General features: G+C 34.8%; 27 protein-coding genes and 1 pseudogene. 8 read left to right on the plus strand and 20 right to left on the minus strand.

The window, feature by feature from the left end:
- Nucleotides 1-36: 36 nt before the first annotated feature.
- The 3 genes and pseudogenes from H5J24_RS13290 to H5J24_RS25960 all read left to right on the plus strand — a co-directional run.
- A pseudogene (locus tag H5J24_RS13290) lies at nt 37-297 on the plus strand (thrombospondin type 3 repeat-containing protein); the annotation flags it as partial.
- Between the two features lie 152 nt (nt 298-449).
- Nucleotides 450-806, plus strand: coding sequence for a dienelactone hydrolase family protein (locus H5J24_RS25955; protein ID WP_346729904.1), 357 nt, complete (start codon nt 450-452; stop codon nt 804-806).
- Nucleotides 794-1,192 carry a dienelactone hydrolase family protein gene (locus H5J24_RS25960; protein ID WP_346729905.1) on the plus strand — a complete coding sequence of 133 codons (399 nt, stop codon included), beginning with the start codon at nt 794-796 and terminating at the stop codon, nt 1,190-1,192. The genes H5J24_RS25955 and H5J24_RS25960 overlap by 13 nt, the downstream gene beginning before the upstream one ends.
- 88 nt (nt 1,193-1,280) lie before the next feature.
- On the opposite strand, the gene H5J24_RS13300 is transcribed toward H5J24_RS25960, so the two are convergent.
- From H5J24_RS13300 to H5J24_RS13340, 9 genes are all read right to left on the minus strand, one after another.
- Nucleotides 1,281-1,664: a PEGA domain-containing protein gene (locus H5J24_RS13300; RefSeq protein ID WP_068942784.1), complete on the minus strand. Its 384-nt coding sequence runs from the start codon at nt 1,662-1,664 to the stop codon at nt 1,281-1,283.
- A 203-nt stretch (nt 1,665-1,867) separates the two neighbouring features.
- Nucleotides 1,868-2,101 carry a hypothetical protein gene (locus H5J24_RS13305; protein WP_068942783.1) on the minus strand — a complete coding sequence of 78 codons (234 nt, stop codon included), beginning with the start codon at nt 2,099-2,101 and terminating at the stop codon, nt 1,868-1,870.
- Between the two features lie 7 nt (nt 2,102-2,108).
- Nucleotides 2,109-2,474 carry a cupin domain-containing protein gene (locus H5J24_RS13310; protein ID WP_068942782.1) on the minus strand — a complete coding sequence of 122 codons (366 nt, stop codon included), beginning with the start codon at nt 2,472-2,474 and terminating at the stop codon, nt 2,109-2,111.
- Nucleotides 2,471-2,998 (minus strand): GNAT family N-acetyltransferase, encoded by a 528-nt coding sequence (locus tag H5J24_RS13315; RefSeq protein ID WP_068942781.1) that lies wholly within the window; start codon nt 2,996-2,998, stop codon nt 2,471-2,473. The genes H5J24_RS13310 and H5J24_RS13315 overlap by 4 nt, the downstream gene beginning before the upstream one ends.
- Before the next feature lie 2 nt (nt 2,999-3,000).
- Nucleotides 3,001-3,195, minus strand: coding sequence for a hypothetical protein (locus tag H5J24_RS13320; protein ID WP_429831453.1), 195 nt, complete (start codon nt 3,193-3,195; stop codon nt 3,001-3,003).
- 43 nt (nt 3,196-3,238) lie between these two features.
- Nucleotides 3,239-3,604, minus strand: coding sequence for a DUF2911 domain-containing protein (locus tag H5J24_RS13325; RefSeq protein ID WP_232815581.1), 366 nt, complete (start codon nt 3,602-3,604; stop codon nt 3,239-3,241).
- Nucleotides 3,605-3,633: 29 nt separating this feature from the next.
- Nucleotides 3,634-4,146: a methylated-DNA--[protein]-cysteine S-methyltransferase gene (locus H5J24_RS13330; protein WP_068942780.1), complete on the minus strand. Its 513-nt coding sequence runs from the start codon at nt 4,144-4,146 to the stop codon at nt 3,634-3,636.
- Between the two features lie 42 nt (nt 4,147-4,188).
- Nucleotides 4,189-4,737 (minus strand): DinB family protein, encoded by a 549-nt coding sequence (locus tag H5J24_RS13335; RefSeq protein WP_068942779.1) that lies wholly within the window; start codon nt 4,735-4,737, stop codon nt 4,189-4,191.
- Nucleotides 4,738-4,790: 53 nt separating this feature from the next.
- Nucleotides 4,791-5,309: a Crp/Fnr family transcriptional regulator gene (locus tag H5J24_RS13340; RefSeq protein WP_068942778.1), complete on the minus strand. Its 519-nt coding sequence runs from the start codon at nt 5,307-5,309 to the stop codon at nt 4,791-4,793.
- A 193-nt stretch (nt 5,310-5,502) separates the two neighbouring features.
- Here H5J24_RS13340 and H5J24_RS13345 point away from each other — a divergent pair, with 193 nt between their 5' ends.
- Nucleotides 5,503-6,507, plus strand: coding sequence for a hypothetical protein (locus tag H5J24_RS13345; protein WP_068942777.1), 1,005 nt, complete (start codon nt 5,503-5,505; stop codon nt 6,505-6,507).
- A 216-nt stretch (nt 6,508-6,723) separates the two neighbouring features.
- Nucleotides 6,724-7,134: a hypothetical protein gene (locus H5J24_RS13350; RefSeq protein ID WP_141395663.1), complete on the plus strand. Its 411-nt coding sequence runs from the start codon at nt 6,724-6,726 to the stop codon at nt 7,132-7,134.
- 77 nt (nt 7,135-7,211) lie between these two features.
- Here the strand turns inward: H5J24_RS13350 and H5J24_RS13355 are convergent, their stop codons facing one another.
- From H5J24_RS13355 to H5J24_RS13370, 5 genes are all read right to left on the minus strand, one after another.
- Complete coding sequence (locus H5J24_RS13355; protein WP_068942775.1) at nt 7,212-8,267, minus strand: alpha/beta hydrolase; 1,056 nt, start codon at nt 8,265-8,267, stop codon at nt 7,212-7,214.
- Nucleotides 8,251-9,525: a PepSY-associated TM helix domain-containing protein gene (locus tag H5J24_RS13360; protein WP_068942774.1), complete on the minus strand. Its 1,275-nt coding sequence runs from the start codon at nt 9,523-9,525 to the stop codon at nt 8,251-8,253. Before H5J24_RS13360 ends, H5J24_RS13355 begins: the two co-directional genes overlap by 17 nt.
- The gene (locus H5J24_RS25640; protein WP_262495868.1) at nt 9,515-9,643 is read right to left on the minus strand and encodes a hypothetical protein; all 129 of its coding nucleotides are present in this window, start codon (nt 9,641-9,643) and stop codon (nt 9,515-9,517) included. Before H5J24_RS25640 ends, H5J24_RS13360 begins: the two co-directional genes overlap by 11 nt.
- A gap of 190 nt (nt 9,644-9,833) precedes the next feature.
- Entirely contained in the window at nt 9,834-12,005 is a 2,172-nt protein-coding gene (locus tag H5J24_RS13365; protein ID WP_068942773.1) for a TonB-dependent siderophore receptor, read from the minus strand.
- Nucleotides 12,006-12,405: 400 nt separating this feature from the next.
- Nucleotides 12,406-12,900: a hypothetical protein gene (locus H5J24_RS13370; RefSeq protein ID WP_068942771.1), complete on the minus strand. Its 495-nt coding sequence runs from the start codon at nt 12,898-12,900 to the stop codon at nt 12,406-12,408.
- A 386-nt stretch (nt 12,901-13,286) separates the two neighbouring features.
- Here H5J24_RS13370 and H5J24_RS13375 point away from each other — a divergent pair, with 386 nt between their 5' ends.
- From H5J24_RS13375 to H5J24_RS13385, 3 genes are all read left to right on the plus strand, one after another.
- Complete coding sequence (locus H5J24_RS13375) at nt 13,287-14,078, plus strand: alpha/beta hydrolase (protein WP_082811150.1); 792 nt, start codon at nt 13,287-13,289, stop codon at nt 14,076-14,078.
- Between the two features lie 38 nt (nt 14,079-14,116).
- Nucleotides 14,117-14,656 carry a hypothetical protein gene (locus H5J24_RS13380; RefSeq protein ID WP_068942769.1) on the plus strand — a complete coding sequence of 180 codons (540 nt, stop codon included), beginning with the start codon at nt 14,117-14,119 and terminating at the stop codon, nt 14,654-14,656.
- 109 nt (nt 14,657-14,765) lie between these two features.
- Nucleotides 14,766-15,920, plus strand: coding sequence for a helix-turn-helix domain-containing protein (locus H5J24_RS13385; RefSeq protein ID WP_068942768.1), 1,155 nt, complete (start codon nt 14,766-14,768; stop codon nt 15,918-15,920).
- A gap of 116 nt (nt 15,921-16,036) precedes the next feature.
- On the opposite strand, the gene H5J24_RS13390 is transcribed toward H5J24_RS13385, so the two are convergent.
- The 6 genes from H5J24_RS13390 to H5J24_RS13415 all read right to left on the minus strand — a co-directional run bounded on the left by H5J24_RS13390 (nt 16,037) and on the right by H5J24_RS13415 (nt 20,236).
- Nucleotides 16,037-16,861 carry a carboxylesterase family protein gene (locus H5J24_RS13390; protein WP_068942767.1) on the minus strand — a complete coding sequence of 275 codons (825 nt, stop codon included), beginning with the start codon at nt 16,859-16,861 and terminating at the stop codon, nt 16,037-16,039.
- A 66-nt stretch (nt 16,862-16,927) separates the two neighbouring features.
- Nucleotides 16,928-17,764: a hypothetical protein gene (locus H5J24_RS13395; RefSeq protein WP_068942766.1), complete on the minus strand. Its 837-nt coding sequence runs from the start codon at nt 17,762-17,764 to the stop codon at nt 16,928-16,930.
- A gap of 67 nt (nt 17,765-17,831) precedes the next feature.
- Entirely contained in the window at nt 17,832-18,626 is a 795-nt protein-coding gene (locus tag H5J24_RS13400) for a hypothetical protein (protein WP_068942765.1), read from the minus strand.
- Nucleotides 18,627-18,702: 76 nt separating this feature from the next.
- A complete protein-coding gene (locus H5J24_RS13405) occupies nt 18,703-19,125 on the minus strand; it encodes a hypothetical protein (protein WP_068942764.1) in 423 nt (140 codons plus the stop codon).
- A gap of 125 nt (nt 19,126-19,250) precedes the next feature.
- The gene (locus H5J24_RS13410) at nt 19,251-19,694 is read right to left on the minus strand and encodes a hypothetical protein (protein ID WP_068942763.1); all 444 of its coding nucleotides are present in this window, start codon (nt 19,692-19,694) and stop codon (nt 19,251-19,253) included.
- Nucleotides 19,695-19,927: 233 nt separating this feature from the next.
- Nucleotides 19,928-20,236, minus strand: coding sequence for a phenolic acid decarboxylase (locus tag H5J24_RS13415; RefSeq protein WP_232815582.1), 309 nt, complete (start codon nt 20,234-20,236; stop codon nt 19,928-19,930).
- Between the last annotated feature and the right edge of the window lie 321 nt (nt 20,237-20,557).

A 20,557-nucleotide genomic window follows, 5' to 3' on the forward strand; every position in this document is an offset into this window, starting at 1 on the left:
TGCCGAAAGGAATTCAACAAAAAGATCTGTCTTTCGGATGAAGACCAGGACGATATTCTATTTTATCTGGACAAATGCCCTAAACAAGGAGGTCCTATTGAAAATAACGGTTGCCCATGGCCTGATGCAGACAAAGACGAGGTTCCCGATAAAGATGATCAATGCCTTGCTATAGCTGGCCCAAGAGAAAACCAGGGATGCCCATGGCCTGATACTGATGGTGATGGCGTTCTGGATAAAGATGATGCCTGTCCCACCGTAAAAGGTGTTCAGAACCATAACGGATGTCCTCCTCCAGTCATAAAAGGCTGTATCATGTAGAAAAATAATTTCATTCATCTTGATAACTATTCAATGGATATAAGAAAAATGGTGTTTTTCCTGATATTTGCCGGAACTTATTTTCAGGCTCAGAATATAAATGTTTAATCCACCTCAAAATAAAAAATATGATACGTTCAATTTTATTAACTGCATCAATGATCGCCTCAGGGACTCTTTTCAGTCAAAATCTTAAAACAGTTTCCTATCAGGATGGATCACAGAAACTGAATGGTTTAATCACTTCCAATGCAGGAAAAAAACTTCCCGGAGTACTGATCCTTCCCGCATGGAAAGGAATTGATGAAGAAGCCAAAACAGCAGCCATTGAATTGGAAAAGCAAGGATATATTGCTTTTATTGCTGATATCTATGGGGAAGGAAAAATCCCTGCCAACAGCGATGAAGCTGCTAAAAGTTCCGGATACTACAAAAAGAATTATGCTGAATATCAAAAAGGATTTCACTGGCGTTGGAACAGCTGAAAAAAAACGGAGCTATTGCTGATAAAACGGCAGTTATAGGATATTGTTTTGGAGGAACAGGTGCATTGGAATCCGCCAGAGGAAACCTACCTGTTGCAGGAGTAGTTTCTATTCATGGAAGTCTCGGAAGAGACCAAAGCAGAAAAAATGAAAAATTAAATGCTAAAATTCTGGTTGAAAATCCGGCAGATGACAAAGGAGTGACCCCTGAAGATTATAACAACCTCATCAAAGAAATGAATGACGGAGATGCAGACTGGCAGATTATTACTTATGCTCATTCCAAACATACATTTACTGATCCAAAGTCACCGGACTATAATGAAACCATGGCCAAAAGAGCCTGGAATCATACATTGGTGTTTTTGAAAGAACTCCTGAAGTAATTTCAAAATAACAATGTAAGTGTAGTCATGTACCAATGCTTTGATGTAAGAACATTCATTGGTACATGGCTATTTTTAAATCCTTATTTTATGGTTGCTTTGCTTCCAATTCAACATCATATTTCTTGGTAGAATATTTTGTAAGCGAGCCGGTTGCCGCATCAATCCCTACCCCTAATGCACCTCCAAAAAGAATATTGAGAAGCGTTACCGCATTAAAATTCTTATCCAACTTTACTTCCTGAGGTTGAAAACCTTCTTTTTCAATCGTAACGATTTGCTTACTCAATGATCTTGAAATAGGCGCTGTACAAGGAGTCACACACTTTTCTTCGCCTTTATGCATTACCTTCGCTCCTTCTGGACTGGAGTTGAACGTAATTTTATCACTGGTTCCTGTAAAAATGGTTGCACAAGAAGTCGTAGAAAGTGCGATGCCTAACAACAATACAATAGGTAGATTGTTTTTCATATATTTTATTAAAAGTTAACATTGCCGGATTATTTTTCGGCGCGCGAACTTACAAAATAATTCATGACAACCCGCATCAACAGGCAGTAATATCCTGATTAAAAAGATAACTTATTGATAGCTAAATCGGTTTTTTTAGATATTCTTAATCAAAAAAGTAAGTATCTATAACACAAAAAAGCCATCTCTTTTTGAGACAGCTTTTATTTATTATCGCTTATTCTATTGCAGCTTGAGCACCACCAATATTCTTTTGAAGGGTCTTTCAGCTTAGTTTTTGTTTTCTTACCACAATCATTACAGATGCATTCATCTTTTTCATCTTCTAAGGCATGGTAGCTACAGGAAGAGCATATCCAATGGGTCACTTCAGGCTCATCATCAATATACCATGTAAAAGCATTTGCCTTACATTCTGGACAGATCTGCGTAGCCATAATTATATTAATCTTCTCCTTCCCTGTTCACCAATTCCATAGAAAATGCAGGCAGACAGATGGCAAGATATTCACAAGGTTCTGAGAATGGATTACTGTAGCGAATTCTCGCTCCTTTTTCAATCAGAATACTGCTTCCTTTTTCAAGGACTACAATTTCCCCATCAATTTCAAATTGTTTTTTACCGGAAATAATATAAGTGAATTCGTCAAATTCCGGAGTCTGATGGGGCTCACTCCAATCTGGCGGAGCAACCATATGAGCGATGGAAACATTAGCGTTTCCTGTAGAATTCCCCCAATGCTCTTCAATCAGTTTTCCGTCTGTAGTAGGCACTACAAATGGAGATTGCTGGATTTTGTATTTTTTCATACCCAAGCTTCTTTTTTGATCTCGTATACAAAATTGGTTCTCGTAGGTTCAGCAAAATAAGCCACTTCTTCTTCCGCTATTTTGATTCCTCCAAGCCTTTCCAATGCTTTCTGTGAGCGGAAATTTTCTTTTCCAATATGGAAATGAACTTTATCTACATATTGGAAAATATAATCCAGCATCAGTTTTTTCACTTTGGGATTAATCCCTTTCCCCCAGGATTTTGTTCCATAGAAAGTATAACCGATGAAAATATGGTTATCATTTTCATCAAAATTATAGTAACGGCTGCTTCCCAGCACATCTCCGGTTATTTTTTCAATAATTTTAAAAGCCCCCTTACTTTCTATAGCTCCTCTAAAGAAATTTTCAAAAACTTCTCTCTGATAACGATCTTTATTAGGGTGTTGTTCCCATACTTTAGGATCAGATGCTACTTCATATAAAGATTCAAAATCCCCTTGTTCTAAGGGGATTAATTGAAATTCTTCATTCTCTAAAACAGGTTGAACAGAAAAATTCATGCTTAGCCTTTTTTGTTAGAGTCTGATTCTATTCTTTGGATTTCTTTCAACTTATCAGAAATCTTGATTACAGTGTCTAATTTTGATGGTTTCAATGGGATTTCTGCCTGATTCATATCCCATTTGATCACCAGGTTTCCAGAGTTTTCATCTGTTGGGTTCAGGGTAATTTCAAACCATTCCTGTTTGTCTGCCAATTTATTTACCGGCACTGTAACATCTACTACATCCTGTTTAGGATCATAAGTATAAGCCCCCCCACTGCTGGAAGTCTTTATTCAAAATTACTTTCCATTCTTTTTCAGTAGGAATGATGAATAGTCCGTAAGTTCCTGCCGGAACGGTCTTTCCGCCAAAATTAATGGTCTGTCCGAAAGTGATCTTCGTAGATGAGTTAGCTCCTGCTCTCCAAACCTGGCCGTAAGGAACCAATTCTCCAAAAATCTTACGCCCTTTCACTCCAGGTCTTCCGTAATCCACTGAGATTTTGGACATTGAAAACTGCTGCTCTACCTTCTGACGCGGACTTGCTGCTGGTACAGAATAATCCTGTGCTAAAGCAAATCCTGAAACTGAAATACAAACTGCTATTAATAACTTTTTCACGTGTAAATTTTTGTTTAAAATTACAAAAATCAAAATAAAATTGCTTTCTCTAGCTCCAATAATTTTTGTTTTCTCCAGATTCCGCCTGCATACCCTACTAATTCGCCGTTGGAACCGATCACACGATGACATGGAATTAAAATAGCAATTTTATTGATTCCATTGGCTGTTCCTACGGCACGAATGGCTTTGGGATTTCCCAACAATTCTGACTGTTGTTTATAAGTCCTGATCTCTCCCATCGGAATTTCACGAAGCAGCTGCCATACTTTTTCCTGAAATTCAGTGCCGGTTGTAAATAAAGGAACTTCAAATTCAGATCTGTTTCCTTCAAAATATTCTTTTAATTCTTTTTCCAATTGCTGAAAATGAATGTGATCTTTTTCTACAATTTCTGTCTTCAGTATTTTTGATAGGGCCCTCAGCTGCTTTTCAAAATTTTTCCTGTCTGTAAATTCCAGCAGACAGATGCCCTGATCTGTTGCACAGGCTATCATTTCTCCCAGTGGAGTCTCTATTGTTTTTTGATGTATGAATTCCATTAGTTTAAAATTACTATTTTTCATGGATTCATCCCTTATCTTTTACCTTTTCTTTACCACTCTTTCTGCCTGAGCGATATGTCTTGCATTATGATAAATCACAAAACGGAAAGTATCTCCCAGCTTTAAGGTGATCAGTTTTGAAATACTGATGGCTGTTTTTGTTTTTTCCAGATTGATAGGTCTTGCTTTTTCCAATAGATCAAGTAATTGTTTCTGCTGCTTTATAAATTCATTCACAACCTCTTTGTTCAGCTGGCTGTGAATGGGATTCATAACTTTGAGCGTTTTCATCTTATTCAGTTTATCTTTGGGAAGCATAGTTTGAGCAAAATAATTCCCTAGAATCCCCGGTTTAAAATCTGGTTTTGAAGTAGTTTTGGAAGAAGAAATTCTTTGAGAGATTTCAGGGATATAAAAGTTTCCGTAGCGGTTAAGATGTTCCAGACATTCCAATGCACTCCAGCTATCGGTCGTAGTTCTGAAATTCAGTTCATCTTCCGGTACTAATAAAAGGCTTTCAGCATACTGCAGATGTTGTCTGGTTCTGTTTTTTAATTCCTCTAACAATGCTGTGGTTGAAATTTTCATTACTGTTTTTTTACAAAGTTCCGGATCCGTTTCTTCTTAAATCTTGATTGAACTCAAGATTTTTTAAGCCTGGATAAAGTTTCCGGAGACATTCTTAGATAATTGGCAATATATTTATTCGGAACTTCCTGAAATAGTTTCGGACTGCGTTTTAAGACTCTTTCAAAACGTTCTGCCGGGGCATTAATCAATAGGTCTTTTTCTCTTTCTAACTGCTGCAATACAAGGTCTTCCAAAACATTGATCCAAAACTTCATATGGGTCTCATCGGATTGAATAAACTGGTAGAAATCATTTTTTGAGGCTACTTTTACCGCCGTTTTCTTGATCGCCTGAATATAAAGGTCTGATGGCTTCCCGGAAAGAAAAGAATCCAGAGAAACAATAATATTCCCGGTATACCCGAAACGGATAATTCTTTCTTCATGATCATCCGTCATAAAGATCCTTACACTTCCTTTTTCAATAAAATAAATCTGGGTATCTGTACTTCCTGAGATTTTCAAAAACTCATTCCGTTTAAATTCCTTATGTTCCCAATGAATCCCGCTTTGAAGTAATTTTTCAACCATTTCATTTTAGTATTTGGAGTTCCAAAGATAATGGGTATTTTTAGAGGTTTAAACACCAACTGCGAATAATGCTCAAAAAAATAAGCAAATCATTCCTTTTCAGGATGCAGAATATAGTGATGATATTGTAAAAATACTTGAGCAGAGTTTATTCTGCGCCTTATTACAAAATAAATTCAAAACATTCTTAATAATGAAGATTAATACAGCCTTAGTGCTTTTATGTTCACAGCTTATGATTGTCAGCTGTAAAAAGGAGGACAACACCACAGTTCAGAATCAGCCAGCTATTGTAAAAGATTCTGTAAAAACGGCAGCTGCAGAGGAGGAAATAGATTTTAAGAATTTTAATATTTACAATGTTTCCACCATGCAGCGTAAAGACCTTATGGATACCTTTATTTCGGTCTCTGATATTTATAATGATAAGAATGCTGTTCCGGCAGATCTTCTTAAAAAGCAAAAGGAGCTTCCTTTTGAAAAGGTGTCCTATATTGAATTGGATGGTTCTTACAGAAAAAAAATGCTGGATGCCATTCATATCACGGAAAATGACTCACTGTATCTCTATAATTATGAGACCAATAACCTCCAAAAAATCCCGGTTAATAAGCTGAAAGCCACCGCCTACCTTTCTCCTTATATCGTTGAAGGAGACGAGGTTGACTCGGAATCTTATATGCTTGGATTCCAGATTGACACTCAAAAAGGTACTGATATTTTTGATAAGTACATGAATGTAATCGCCTATTTCGGAAGCAAAAATCCATTTGTAGAAAATCAGATGAAAATGATTAAATGGGAAAAAGCAGGAGCTGATATTCAGAAAAAATATTTCTCAGGTTCCAATCTTAAATATGGAAGTACTTACCAATCTAAGTATGAAAACCTTACGTATTATGTACAGGATCTTCTTGAAGAATATGGAACTCAGGAACGCAGACTGGTAGTGATCAACGATAAGAATGAAAAAATATTTGAGAAGACATTTACCATAAGTGACGGAGCGGAATTCAACCCTCTGGAAAAAATGGAAAATGCAGAAAACCATTATTATGCTCAATGGACAGGTAGACTTTTTAAAGGAAAAGCACCAGTGGTATTTAACTTTACCTCTCCTTCTTTCGGATGCCCTGCCATCACATTTTTGGATAAAGAAAAGACTGAGCTTACTATTAATTGTGATAACAGACATTAATAAAAAAAGGCTTAAATAATAATTCTGCAAGTATTTTATCATATATCTATTATGTACCTGTAGAAAATCTTATGCAAAGTCTATTTAATAAGTAACGATTTTTTAATGAGATACCTCAAAAGCAAACCTGTACATCTACAGGTTTGTTTTTTTTGTTCAAAAAGTTTCCGGAATGAAAAAATAATGTACATTTAATGCCACACAAAAAACACAACTATGAAACAAAATATACTCCTGTTTGCTCTTTGCATTTTCATCAACTTATTGATTGGCAACATTATATTAGTCATTATATTTCCTGACTTACCCTCTTTTTACAACATTCTTATTTCACTATTTGTATTCATCATTTATGGAATAGTGTTTTATCAATTAAACTTAATCCCAAAGAAATTAACAACCTGGAAACTTATCGGAATCTCTGCTGCATTAAGCCTTTCTGCTCTTTTAACTGCCTGTATTTTTACTTCAATAAGCAACCGGTTACCGACGGACACCATCATAACCGCCGGATTAAAAGGAGTTATTCCCATGTTTATTTTTGCGATCGTTCTTGCATCTCCTTTCTGGATCCCTTTGGCATTTTTTAATTTCGTCTGTATTTATTTCATGAGAAAGGAGTCCTGAACAAAACATAACCATTAAAAATGGGGTACATTGAATTTGTTCAACATACCCCATCATCCTATTTATAGCATATTCAATTATTTAACCTTAGGATAAAGTTTATTTTTCAGATTGATAAAATAATTTTCAGATTCTTTGAAATTGTTGGTTTTCATAAATTTAAGAACTACATTCAGATAAGATTCTGAAGGGATAAATTCTGAGCCCATTTTTTCAGAAAACTTTTTATATTCTGTATCCAGCAATCCCGGATTCTTTGCAAGCTGCTTAATATCTGTTCTAAAACCTTTGAATATGAATTTCAAGCCCTCATAATTTCCAGGATAAGAAACCGTTCCATGGGTTTCCTCTTCAAAAAAACGATGTTGATAATTTAAGGTTCCATTTTTTTCTACAATTTCTTTAAACTTTTCAATAGCCTGAGTCATGTCAGAGTTCCAGTTTTTCTGTTGTTCTTCATTGTCAGCCTGAGAAACGTATAAAGATTTGTGAGCAGGAAACTTTTTATTCTTTTCCAGATAATCATTTGTTCTTGAGATCGTTACTTCATGATCCCACCACAAACTCGGATCGTTGGCCACATAAGCATTAAAATATTCCGGGTGAGACAAAAAAGTATTGATGGCAAAAAGACCACCAAATGAATGTCCCACCAAAACAGAATAGTCCTGAGTTCTATAATTTTTACTGATAAAAGGCTTCAGTTCCTCTTGCAGGAATTTCACAAAATTCTCACTTCCGCCACTATCTGCAAAAAGAGTTACCGCAGGATTTACAGGGCTTTTCTTTTGTGATTTTGTAGGAGTAAGATCTCTTGTGCGTTCTGTATTTTTAACTCCAACAACAATACATTCCGGAATGTCAGCGTAAGGAGTTCTGGCGATAAAATCCGTTAGACCTGTATAATATTCAAAATTGATTTCACCATCTAAAAGATAGATGACCGGATATTTAGCGGGATTAATAGCTGTATCATTGTATGTTTTAGGGAGATGAACCCAAACTTCTCTGTTTTCATTCAAAACCTTTGAAAATAGAGTTTGCTTCTCTCCTATCGTAATTTTTTCCTGAGCTTTCCCGAATGTGAAGACTGAAAATAGAGAGAGATATAAAATTTTAAACCAATTGTTCATGATGTGATTCTTTTCTATGTTGATGAATATTTTTAACTTCTTTTCCTTTTTTTCCTGATTTATTCCTTCTTCCCCACCAGATCAGAAATCCTGTCACCGGAAGACTGGTACAAATAATTCCAATAACGAATGTGAATATTTTTCCAAACATTCCGCCCCAATATCCTACATGCAGATCAAAGTTCATATGTTCAATCACTTCATGCATCAAAACTTCTTCCGGATAATTAATTTCATCTCCTGTATATTTATTGACTTCTTTACTTTTCCCATCAACAATACTTTTTAAGCCAATAAATTTGGCTGCCATCACATTGTAAACCGTTGTGGAGTCTTTACGTGGCACACTCATTCTTACCTGTTGAGCCTGTGGAAGTTCTTTAAAACTTCTGTCTATAAAATCCGTAAAAGACAATGCTTTTTTATCAGGATCATACTTCGGATCATATTGTTCTGCAATCTTATGGGCATCAGGAGCTCCTCCAAAAGCAATTTGGGTAAGATCAGTCAAAATCTTGTAAGCCATAATCAATCCAGTAATGGTAATAAATACAGCTGGCAACAATGAATAAAACCCGAAAACATTATGAAAATCGTAATTCTTTCTTCGCCATTTGGTTCCTGATTTAATCTTAAATGCTGTGGTTCTTGTTGTTTTGTTCCATTTTTTGGGCCACCAGAGAATAAGACCACCGATTAACTGAATGAAAAATATAATAGAGGCAACTCCTACTACCGTTTTCCCGAATTTACCTGCCAGTAGTTGAGCATGAATGTGAGCTACCACATAGAAAAATTCATAGCTTTTTGTAGAGCCTATTACTTTTCCGGTATAAGGATCAAGATAATGATAGGCAAAAACGCCTCTTGGACCTCTTCCCTTGCTTTTAGGTTTTTCTGCTTTTTCAGCGTTTTTATCTTTGGGCGGCTTGGTAGCTGAAGCTACACGGAAAGTTCTGTCTGCCTCCCTGTAAGTATCAAAGTAAAAGGCTTTTCTGTCCGGAACCTGCTGATGAAACTTCACCAATAATTCTTCAGGAGTCATTTTTTTGGCATGAGCCGAAGCCTGAACATATTTTGCACTTCCGGCACAAAGATCTACAATCTCGTCACAAAACACGAAAACCGTTCCGGAAAGCGTAACGGTAAGTACAATAATCCCGGAAACAAGTCCGAGCCAGAGATGCAGCCATCCTGTAATTCTTTTGGTTAGGGATTTCCCCTGCTTTTTCTTGGGGTTCGTTTTTTTATTCTCCATATCTGAAAGGATTGTCTTTAGTTTGTTTTTTGATGGAAAGCGCAAAGGCTCCAAGATTCTTCAACAGGTTTGTGCGATAAGGCGCAAGGATTTCTATCTTCGATAAAATTCTAGGCATTATTTTATTTCTCGCAGGTTTCACAGATTATACAGCTGTTTGAAAAACAAATGGTATCCTCTATAAAATTTGTAAAAATCAATATACCGATGGGCTATTTGCTGTTGAAAATCTTTGATTTTCTGGCGCCGTTGCGCTATTCCAATCAACTTTAAGTTTGAGACAACTTGTTTTTGTTTTTAAAAGGTTATTAGAATTTAAATGCGAAATTGGCCAGGAACTCTCTTGGTTTTTGTGGCTGTCCGTAGAAATTCCAATAGGTTTGATTCAATGCATTATTCATCTTCACTCCTATTCTATACTTTTTCTTGTCATAGAAAACCGTTGCTCCTACTGTGGTATAAGATGGCGCCAGGAAATGGTTTGTAATATTGATGTAGGTTTTATCTACAAAATTGAATCCAGCTCCGAAACCAAGTCCTTCATAAGTTCCATCCATGATTTTGTAACTCGTCCATAAATTGGCTACGTGTTTAGGCGCCCATGCCACTCTCTTTCCGGCATCTTTACTTCTGTCATCATAGCGGTTATCATTGAACCCATATCCTCCTACGATATTCCATCCTTTTACCGGGTTGATCACGATATCCATTTCAAATCCCTGATTTTTAATATTACCATCCTGTCTGCTTCCCAGGCCTCCCGGATCAGCAATTACTCTATTCTTAACCCTCATATTATAATAAGAAATGGTAGATAATAGTTTTTTACCAAACAGATCTAATTTGAACCCGGCCTCAAACTGGTTTCCTTGCTCAGGGTCCCATTTGGTAAGAACACCATCCTGATTAGGTCCCGGAGCAATATTTTTAAACCCGTTCACATAGTTGGCAAAGAATGAAATTTCATCTTTTTTAATTTCATATACCAAGCCAAATTTTGGAGAGAATTGAGTCTGGCTGTATCCTTCTGTTCCGGATACTCCATTTCTTTTAATATCTTCATTTTTGTAATGGTCCATTCTTAAACTTGCCATTACAAGAAGGTTATCGGTAACATTTAATACATTGGAAACATAAGCACTGTATGTACTGTATTGAGCAATCTCATATTTTGTAGCGGTTCTTGGAAGCTTTTTAACAACATCACGTGATATAGGAGTCCAATCGGAAGTGTCATTTAATGTAACAATATCATTTCCTTTTTCAGTTCCATAATTTTCCCCGATTACTCCATTTAAAGGATAAGGAGCAAATGCTGAATTTGTGTTTTTACCCACAGTAAAAACAGGATATTGGTTTTTACTGCTCTGTTGGAAATAATCCAAACCAACGACTAATCGGTTTCTAAGATTTCCGATTTTAAAATCTCCGATAAAATTCTGCTGAATATTGTCTGTTGTGATTTTATAATTATCAAAAGGACGGATACTTCGGCTTACCCTATTGTTATCCATATAGTTTAATACCAGAAATATAGATTCTTTTTCATTGGCTTCACCTCTTTGATAGGATGTTCTGGAAGTCCATTGGTCATTGAATTTATGGGTAACTTCGGCCATCGTTACAAAATTGGTTCTCTTCGATCCAACATCATTACTGGTAAATGACCTGCCATGAATGGCTTCAAGGTCTTTCATAGAGTGATAGGTCAATTTTTCAGACTGTCTCACATAGGCATTCAGTGTTTTTTCCGGTGCATGGAATTCTGTATCTAAGGTTACTGTAGTTTTGTCACTTACTTTATAAAGAATACTTCCTGAGAAAAACACTCCTTTGCTATATCCAGCATCCTGGAAAGAATCCTGAGAATAAGCGGCTACATTGAATCTTGCCAATGCTGTTTTTTCTTTATTCAACGGAGTATTTACATCTGCGGTGATCCTGTTCATTCCCCAGCTTCCGGTAGTATAATTAATGATTCCTCCAAAGTTTTCCTGCGGCTTTTTCGTCACAACATTCACCACTCCCCCATAATTAGCCAAAGTACCACCGAACAATGTTCCTGATGGCCCTTTGATGACTTCTACTCTTTCAATATTAGCAATTTCCGATTGTACTCTTGGATTTTGGATCAATCCGTTTCTGAAACTGGCGTTGGAACTGAATCCTCTCAGGAAAATATCATTCCCGCTATCGTTGACACTATTACTCACGACAACTCCAGGAACTGACGCCATTGCCGTATTGAAATCTGTGGCATTCATTTCACTGATAATCTCTTTTGGAACAAGATTGTAAACTGTGGGATTTTCAAGGTTTTCTAACGGTAGCCTTGCTACTGATTCTGATTTTTTGGTCCTGTAATTCTGGGTTCCCTGAAGGGATACTGATTGGATCTCAGCTACTTTAAGCGTATCACTTTCCTGTGCACTCAGCATGGTCACTGCTAATAATGATGCAGAAATAATAATTTTTTTCATTTTTATAATTAAGCTTAGTCGCGCTAAATTACTTTATTTTTATTAATTCTAAATAAAAACATGATGGAAATCATAAAATTAATCTTTTGTAAAAGACCATAAATAAAGGGTTCCTGACAATCCAGAAACCCTTACCATATTTTCGGATGATATTTTCATCCTGTATTTTATTTTAATTTAAACTAATCTTATTGTTTTGCTTACCCAATTCAAAGTCTAGTTTTTTTACTTTATCTTCAAGCTCAATTTCGTCTATAACTTCCCTATTTTTTAGCCATAGATAGTTGTTATGCTGTTGTTTTATATTAATTTTAGATTCATAAAGCTCAATACTTTGGGTATTAAAAAAATTAGTTTGTGATAATCTCATCGTAAAATAATAGATACGGATAGCTATGCTCTATACAACAACCATCATAGACATATAATAATTGGCGCAGTGTATCGAAGTCAATAATAAGATGTCTTTATTGGAATATTTCTCAAAATCATTGGAAGTAGTGATCTGATATTCATAATTCAGAAGGTTCCACTTAAATTGAGGTTTCATGACTAAGAGCTCAGTTCCCATTTTATCAGTAAGCACAAATGAATCTTTAAATACGCCCCTGTGCTTACATACAAAACTTTCTTTTTCCCCATCAAAATAAGTCTGTACTATGATTTCACCATTCCAATTCATTCTGAATTTTAAAAGGACCTTTTCATTATCTTTCAACTCAATGGTAGTTCCCCAAAAACCTTTTGGCTCAATCTGATAGTGCTGATGATCTGCAGTTTCAATTTCGGCATTAAATGTAAACCAACTTTTATAAATAAGTTTTCCCGTCAATTGATTGTCTTTTATGATTTCAAAAGATAAAGAACTGTTTGATTTTGCAAGATATTCTGCCATGGTTCTATTTTGTTTGGTGGAAATTTTATTAGTTTTTAAATCGCATTAACAGCTTGAATTTTAACGCTCTAATTTATAAATAAATTGGCAAAAAAGGAATCTAAATTTAAAACCCGTTTTTTCCGGCCCTCTTTTAAAGAAATAAGATAAGATTCAGAAAAATTCTGATAGCTCCCGCTTCTTTTTCATCAAAATTTCAATAAAGAAAAATGAAAAGATTCTTATCTAAACATTTTTATAAGCAGCCTCATTAAAAAGAATACACTTATCTGATTTACAGATATTTAAAACATCGACCACCTTATAAGATGGAGCACAAGAGTCAAATATCACTTGTATTTTTGTCTCATTAACCTTGAAGAATTAATCCATCAAAATTAAAACATATGAACAAATATTGTATTGCTTATTTAAGCCTATTATTGTTTTTAACGGCTTGCCGGGAGGACGAATTTAATAAAGAATATGTAAGAGATTTTATGCTCAGCTCAGCAATTAACGGAAGTAATTATCATATAAAAGTCGCAGTTCCTAAAAACTATCCTTCTGCTTCGGAATATAAAACCATTTATGTTCTGGATTCAAAATGGGATTTTGATTTTGTAGCAAGGGAGGTACAAAAACAATCTGAGAATTTTCATCGTGATGATGTTCTTGTTGTAGGAATCGGATGGGGTAATGACCGGCTGGATGATTACCTTCCTGTTCCTTTTAAAAACGGAAAAGGCCAAGCTGATGAATTTGCAAAGGTTATTAATGATGAATTGATCCCAAAGTTAGAAAAGGATTTTCATGCTGCTGATTCCAGAGAAGAACGGGTAATTCTGGGACATTCTGCTGGGGGCTTATTCGGAGTATATTGTTTTACCAATTATCCTGACATTTTTGGCAACTATCTTTGTTTGAGCCCTTCGCTTTGGATAGGAGATCAGGTTGTTATGAGCCATGAAAAACAAAACAGAATCGCGAATCAAACCCGAAATGGCAGATTCTTTCTAGCCGTGGGTGAACTTGAAGAATCTGGAATGAGGCCTCCTATAGAAGCACTCCGACAGATCCTTTCCCAACATTATAAAGGCTTCGCTCAAGAATACAACATGGCTAAGGGACTGGATCACTTAGGTTCTAAAAAGCCCAATATCCAAAAGGCTGTCTCTTTTTATTTTAAACAATTTTAATACTTTTTATGCGTTTGCTATTTATTTTTCTTTTGAGTATGGCCTCATCTGTACAGGCTCAGGATTCTGTACAACAAAAAGCGGCTCTTGAAATAAAACCTGCTATCGGAGTGACAGGAACACCAATAAAACCTACTCTATCGGTAATGGTTCTCCATTCTCTTGATCATAGATTTTCAATTGCCTCACACTCCCTGCTCAGTGTTTTGCTATTCGAAAATACTCCTGAATATATCAAAACCAATTATAATTACTCATTATCACAAAAATTGGGTATAGGATATTCTCTGTATGGAAAAAGGGGAAAAGCAAGACATACTTTGTTTGCTCTGGGAGGTATCAGGCATATTGCCTTTAAAGAAACCATGGACAACCCTGATCTGGATAAAATAACAGTAAGTACCCGCAGTACAGTCGCAGATTATGGTCTGATGTATGAGTTTTCATTGGGAAAAAAAAGATATACATTTGATACAAGACTTTACTGTCCATTGAGCCCCATTCAATATTATCCTCAGGGAACTTTAACAAATCTGGTGTATTTTGAAATAGGGATAGGTATTAAACTGTACCGATAGAAAACAGATCAATGACAATCTCCGGAAATGAACTCCAATGAGCCATATATCAAAAAAAGATGATGACAACCTTTTATTTGCTATTTTTACTTTTTGATTTGTTATAATAATGGCAACAGGCTGGCAACTTATTTACGTAGCTGGGATTTCGATATCGCTTTTTCTTTTCATCATGTTGATTAGTAAGCGGAAAAAAACCAGTGCCGACAAGATTCTGAGCATCTGGTTCTTTTTTGCCCTGGTACATTTGATCTTTATTGCTTGGTATGCTTCAGAATTGGCTTATAAAATTCCGGCTCTTGTGGGATGGGAATTACCGCTGCCATTCCTTCATGGTCCTTTTTTATATCTGTATATTTTGTTTCTGAGCGGCCAGCAGCGCTATAAGGGATTGTATTTACTTCATTTTATTCCTGCTGTATTGGTGGCTGCAATATTGGCGTTTGTTCTTCCGGAAGTACATTCAAGTACCTCAGTATTATCAGCTTTTACTCCTCTATTTCATGGAATGGTTATCAGTATTATGATTTCAGGTGTTGTTTATGTAATACTATCACTGATACTCCTTAGCAGGCATCAGCGGAATATTGTAGGACAATTCTCTAATACAGACAAGATTACCCTTAACTGGATGCGGTATCTTATCTCTGGAATAGGGGTGATCTGGATTGTAGTGATTTTTATACAATCGGCACAAGCTCTGTATATTGCAGTTGCATTATTCATCTTCTTTATTGGGTATTTTGGCATCCGTCAGACTGGTATTTTTTCAAATTCATTCTCACCCCATGAAATACTTCTTCCGGCAACGCTTGAAACACCTGCTCAGTCAGAAGAAGCTGATCTTATTACAGAAACGACTGATCATATAAAGTATGAAAAAACAAAAGTGGATGAAAACAAAGCCTCTGAAATTCAAGCTAAATTGCAGGTTTTAATGAAAGAAGAGGAGTGTTATAAAGACCCTGAACTCACTTTAGGAGACCTAGCCGGGATGTTGAATATTGCACCGGGAGTTATTTCCCAGGTTATCAATTCAAAGGAAGAGAAAAATTTTTATGATTACGTTAATACTCTCAGGGTAGAAGCTTTCAAACAATTACTATTGGAGCCGGAAAGCCGGCAATATACCCTTTTAGCTCTGGCTTTTGAGTGTGGATTCAATTCTAAAACCAGTTTTAACCGAAATTTTAAAAAAATCACAGGTATCTCTCCCAGTGCTTATGCCAAGAGTCTGAAGGTAGAGGTCGCATCCGGGGATTAACCAGATCATTTAAATTCTTTGATAAAAATTAAAGCCCAAATTTAATGATTGGTAATGCTATTTTCTATTTGCTGCTGGAGATTCATACTCTTGAGATGACTTTTCTCTATTCTCTTTTACTTATGTTTTCCAAATAACCATTTGGGTATTTCTTCCGTTAATAAGAAAGGAATAACAATATTATTATGATTGAGCTGGGTGAAGGTAGTGAAAGTTAAGTTTGGATTTGAAGGCATTTTCTTGAATAATTCAACACTCCCATTATAAGGGTTCTCGTTGTCCTTTTGTCCATGGATCAGCCAGATATTTTTCCTGTTTATTTTTGATATGTTTGAAAAGTCCGGAACAGCGGCTATAGATACCATCGTAGCAAACACATCAGGTTTAAGACTTAAAAGGTTCTGTGCTGTTGAAGCTCCCATGGAATAGCCTATCAGGTAAATTCTGTCTTTGTCAATATTGGGATATTCTTTTTCTACATTTTTGATCAATTCAAGCACTGCATTAGCTTCATCTGACGGTTTCGCCATTTGAATATCTCCTGCAGCGCTTTCATAATTGGAAGAACGTTTGCTGAATTGTGGTGCTATGACGTAGCATGGATATTTACTGTAAATATCTTCTCTCAGCCAGATTCTGGCCAATGGTTCCAGTTGATTCTCATTATCCGTTCCAATTCTGGTTGAATTATGAAAAGTAATCACCAGTGGAAGTTTTTTCTTAGCCGAATTATTTTTTGGAGTTAAAAGCCTGTAAGGGATTTGTAAATTATCTTGTGAGAATATCTTTTTCTGGAAAAGTTTGGCATTAAGGTCATTTACTATTTTTCGATTGTTGACAAACATCAAGGTATCCACTTTGTCATCCCGAAATTCTTTTTTTTGAGCAAAGATTGGATTTGCACTAAAAATTAAGATAGACCACAAAATATAGGTTTTCATATCGTTATAAGATTTAAACAAGATTACAATACACTTCTTTTAAAAACTGGAAATACAACAAACATATTATTTGGTTCCGAACCAATATTCCCATTTTTCAGTATCAATTCCAAATTTGCCTTGCCACCATCTTGCCGGATAGCCAACATCATCATTTCTGATAGGCCTGTGCGATCTTTCAGGATAGGTAATATACTGTTCAGCATACCCAAAATGTTTACCATCATGTAAAATACCAATAACCCCTAGAATTTCCAGCAATGCTACCCGTTCACCATCATTGGATTTGAAGGTTTTAGAAATCTTCTTTTTAAGTTGAGCAACTCTGTCATTAGGTTCAGAGGTTTCAATGATTTCTTTGAGTTCATTTAATATCTTATTATCATTCTCCCCAGGCTTTACAACAGGCAGTTTGGGAAATTGTTCTACATCAAACAACACCTGGATTAAGCTATCAAAACAAGCCCCGTCTTTATATTTAAAGTAATTGATGGTATTAAAGTCAATAGGTTCTTCAAATTCAAAAGTATGAAGCCCGCAGACTGCACAAATTTCTTCATTAGGTTTTGGACTGGCTATAAAGCTATGTTCCGACAATGATTTTGCAATACAGTAACTTGATAAAAATGAGCGGTATTCTAATTGTCTTGTACTTAAACTATACAAAAAAGCGTTTATAACATCCCGTTCTTCAATCTCAACTATGGCAGTTTTAATTCTTCTGCAAATCTCATCATGACTGATGGTTTCCTGCTCATACATTACAGCATATTTCTTTGCATACTCGAAATCTTCTTTGCTAAGATATTGCATATAAGTATCCCATTCAAACCAATCGCTTAAGCTTTCATCCTGAGATTTCTTTATGGTTTTGAGTAAGATTTTTATTGCTTTTTCGTCCATCTATTATTGATAATAACTTTATATTTTTTGTTTACTCTTCGGGCAGGAAACAGCCATATACTATTTATTATTTTGTCTTCAGATATATTCCTTCTAGGGTGGCATTCATTCCGAATTGTCCGCTGCATACTCCTTGGTTATACTGAACCACAGCAAATCCTTTATAGAATTTCACTTTAAATTCACAATCATCCGTATCTGCTAATTTATAAGTAAAATCTGTTGTTGTAAGACTTATTGTATCATCATCTATTTGCGCAAGGTTTCTTCCCGGATCTCCCGTTACTGAAGTTATTCCAAAAACAGCTTTTGAATTTGGCATTTTTTTAATTTCAAAATCTCCCTGATATCCTGCCTCACTATATTGGTAATGATAACGCCCAAACAGATCTTCTATTTTTGTTTCTATTTTCTTTGAGGTAAGAACAGTATCTTTTTTTACTAAATTGAGAGCAAGTTCTTTTCTCGTTTTTGGTGAAAACCAACTTCCTTTAAAATCACCAGTCGTTGGTTTTCCGGTAATGACCCCCGTTATATTTCCTGATTTTTCAAATTCTAAGATCCTGTAATTATTATCGCTGTCAATACTTCCTAAAAGCGTTATTGGTAATTTATTTTTAGTATTCAGATAGGTAATTTCACCAACAAGTATATTGCCATCAATCTGGTAGTGCATAAATACCGGAGTTTTCCCATTCAGAAATCCTTTCCAGGATATTTCTGTACTGACCTGCGGTTTTACTGATGCTATGGTAACTGATCTTTTTGGGGTTACAGAACTAGAAGCTTCAACTTTTTGATCCGATTTATTACAGGAAATAATCGTCAAAAACGGAATGTAAACTAAATATTTGTATTTCATGGTGCTGTAGATCTATATGCGAATATACGGCCTAACGAGGAATTCAGGTAATTTTTATAAAATTATTTCATCATTTTTAATCATAATGTCCAACATTCTTTTGAACAGATTTTATATGATTGTTTTCAAATACAATTAAATAATGTTCCCCTGTTGTCATTGAATATTCAGCAAAAGGATTTCCCAAAATTTCAGCTCTAAGAGAATCATTTCTTATTTCTGAGAAATAGATATAATGTAAAGGCCCATGAAAGTCTTTTAACTCCTCAAGTTTTACTACTTTATATTTCTTATCTTTTCTCCAATTTGGTTGGATATATTTTTCAGATAACTTCTTAATTATTTCGTTTGAAAATGAATTTTCATTCTTAAAATTCTCACTTCCATATATTGAATAATTTTTAATCTCATAGAATTTGGGAATTATTTTCACTCCGGAAGCATCTGAATTATAGTCTTTGAGAAAAGGTTTATCTAAATTAAACTTATTAGCAATCAAATTATAGGCTAATTCATACTTTCTGAATTATTTTCATAATTAATTTTTGCTACACAAGAATATAAAAGAATCCAATTAAATAATAAAAAAACATATTTTACATTTCTCATTTAATCCTTTTTTTATTACTCAATTTTATAGACATAATCATTACTAATAAACTTCGTTTTATTTTGCAGCTCCGCAGTACTAAAAGCTTTTCCATCAACCTGAACACTTTTAATCATATACCTCCATCTTCCGTTATGGCTTTTGTCAATTCTTGTTGTAGAATTTGGTGGAATTTCCAAAACAACAGCTGAATCTTTTACTTCTATCTTTTGAAGAGACTTCAGATTTTTGATTTTTCTAAAAGCTTTGGGAGATAATATTCCGTTTTCATAATTAAATCCGAAGTTAGTAGAATCATTATTGATCACTTTTGAGATCGGATAGTTATAATTGATCTTTAATATTTTTTTAGTTGCAGTTAGGTTTTGAATATAAAAGTCAGTCAAATAAGAACATCCTGAAAACACCAAAATGAAAATAATACCTAATAATCCTTTGGTAATTGCATTTATGCTCATATTATTTTAGTTTAATCTGTTTCACTAAAAATAAATAGAAAATTTTAATTGATAAATTTATACCATAAAAAATTCCACAAGTTTTTCTTGTGGAATCTTAAATATTTGTTTTTATAAATTACACAAAATTCATTTTCAACATCATACGCATTATCTCTACAGCACCCGTTAAGATTGAGTACAAAACCTTTTGTTTGATCAGTTTTTTATCTTACCAAAATAACGGAAGTACTTTATTCAATTACTTTAAATTTTCCAGGATTAATATGCACAGAATTTTCCTGTCTGGCATGAGTTGTTAATTTCCCTGTACTAAAGTCAAGTATATTTGAAAACCCTAATCCGCTTTTTTCAACCCATGAAATAAAAACTACATGATCACTAATCTGGCTGTAAATATATGGATCAGTTTCTTCTTTAGGTCCAGGAAAATCTCCTCTTACTAATTTCCACTTGACCATCGAATCCGATTCAAATTTAATTTGATAAACAAATTTTTCTTTATAATTGAATTCAAATGTTTTTCCAACAAAATCTTTCAATTCTAATTTCTGTATTTTTTGGTCTGGATTCTCTGTTTCAACTGCTTTTTTCCACTTTCTTTACAGGCAATTGAAACTAATGACAGCAGCACGCATGATGCTAATAATACTTTTTTCATATTTGGTGCTTTTATTAAGTAATATCAAATATAAAAAATTCTAAATTTAAAATTCACCTTACATTTTAAATTTATTAAAGAGCTTAATTTCAGTTTATTATCGTAAAATGATCTGAAATTATCAGGCACAAACAATAAATTGACTCAGATGGGGTCTATTATTAAGTGCTTTTAAAATCAAACAATAACACTTCAGAGCAAT

Origin of the sequence: Chryseobacterium capnotolerans (assembly GCF_021278965.1) — a bacterium.
Classification (GTDB): domain Bacteria; phylum Bacteroidota; class Bacteroidia; order Flavobacteriales; family Weeksellaceae; genus Chryseobacterium; species Chryseobacterium capnotolerans.

Bases quoted from the DNA above. Each gene is read 5' to 3' on its own strand.
- H5J24_RS25955 (WP_346729904.1), top strand. From the start codon at position 450: ATGATACGTTCAATTTTATTAACTGCATCAATGATCGCCTCAGGGACT.
- H5J24_RS13300 (WP_068942784.1), bottom strand. From the start codon at position 1,664: ATGAAAAACAATCTACCTATTGTATTGTTGTTAGGCATCGCACTTTCT.
- H5J24_RS13305 (WP_068942783.1), bottom strand. From the start codon at position 2,101: ATGGCTACGCAGATCTGTCCAGAATGTAAGGCAAATGCTTTTACATGG.
- H5J24_RS13310 (WP_068942782.1), bottom strand. From the start codon at position 2,474: ATGAAAAAATACAAAATCCAGCAATCTCCATTTGTAGTGCCTACTACA.
- H5J24_RS13315 (WP_068942781.1), bottom strand. From the start codon at position 2,998: ATGAATTTTTCTGTTCAACCTGTTTTAGAGAATGAAGAATTTCAATTA.
- H5J24_RS13330 (WP_068942780.1), bottom strand. From the start codon at position 4,146: ATGGAATTCATACATCAAAAAACAATAGAGACTCCACTGGGAGAAATG.
- H5J24_RS13335 (WP_068942779.1), bottom strand. From the start codon at position 4,737: ATGAAAATTTCAACCACAGCATTGTTAGAGGAATTAAAAAACAGAACC.
- H5J24_RS13340 (WP_068942778.1), bottom strand. From the start codon at position 5,309: ATGGTTGAAAAATTACTTCAAAGCGGGATTCATTGGGAACATAAGGAA.
- H5J24_RS13345 (WP_068942777.1), top strand. From the start codon at position 5,503: ATGAAGATTAATACAGCCTTAGTGCTTTTATGTTCACAGCTTATGATT.
- H5J24_RS13350 (WP_141395663.1), top strand. From the start codon at position 6,724: ATGAAACAAAATATACTCCTGTTTGCTCTTTGCATTTTCATCAACTTA.
- H5J24_RS13355 (WP_068942775.1), bottom strand. From the start codon at position 8,267: ATGAACAATTGGTTTAAAATTTTATATCTCTCTCTATTTTCAGTCTTC.
- H5J24_RS13360 (WP_068942774.1), bottom strand. From the start codon at position 9,525: ATGGAGAATAAAAAAACGAACCCCAAGAAAAAGCAGGGGAAATCCCTA.
- H5J24_RS25640 (WP_262495868.1), bottom strand. From the start codon at position 9,643: ATGCCTAGAATTTTATCGAAGATAGAAATCCTTGCGCCTTATCGCACA.
- H5J24_RS13365 (WP_068942773.1), bottom strand. From the start codon at position 12,005: ATGAAAAAAATTATTATTTCTGCATCATTATTAGCAGTGACCATGCTG.
- H5J24_RS13370 (WP_068942771.1), bottom strand. From the start codon at position 12,900: ATGGCAGAATATCTTGCAAAATCAAACAGTTCTTTATCTTTTGAAATC.
- H5J24_RS13375 (WP_082811150.1), top strand. From the start codon at position 13,287: ATGAACAAATATTGTATTGCTTATTTAAGCCTATTATTGTTTTTAACG.
- H5J24_RS13380 (WP_068942769.1), top strand. From the start codon at position 14,117: ATGGCCTCATCTGTACAGGCTCAGGATTCTGTACAACAAAAAGCGGCT.
- H5J24_RS13385 (WP_068942768.1), top strand. From the start codon at position 14,766: ATGGCAACAGGCTGGCAACTTATTTACGTAGCTGGGATTTCGATATCG.
- H5J24_RS13390 (WP_068942767.1), bottom strand. From the start codon at position 16,861: ATGAAAACCTATATTTTGTGGTCTATCTTAATTTTTAGTGCAAATCCA.
- H5J24_RS13395 (WP_068942766.1), bottom strand. From the start codon at position 17,764: ATGGACGAAAAAGCAATAAAAATCTTACTCAAAACCATAAAGAAATCT.
- H5J24_RS13400 (WP_068942765.1), bottom strand. From the start codon at position 18,626: ATGAAATACAAATATTTAGTTTACATTCCGTTTTTGACGATTATTTCC.
- H5J24_RS13410 (WP_068942763.1), bottom strand. From the start codon at position 19,694: ATGAGCATAAATGCAATTACCAAAGGATTATTAGGTATTATTTTCATT.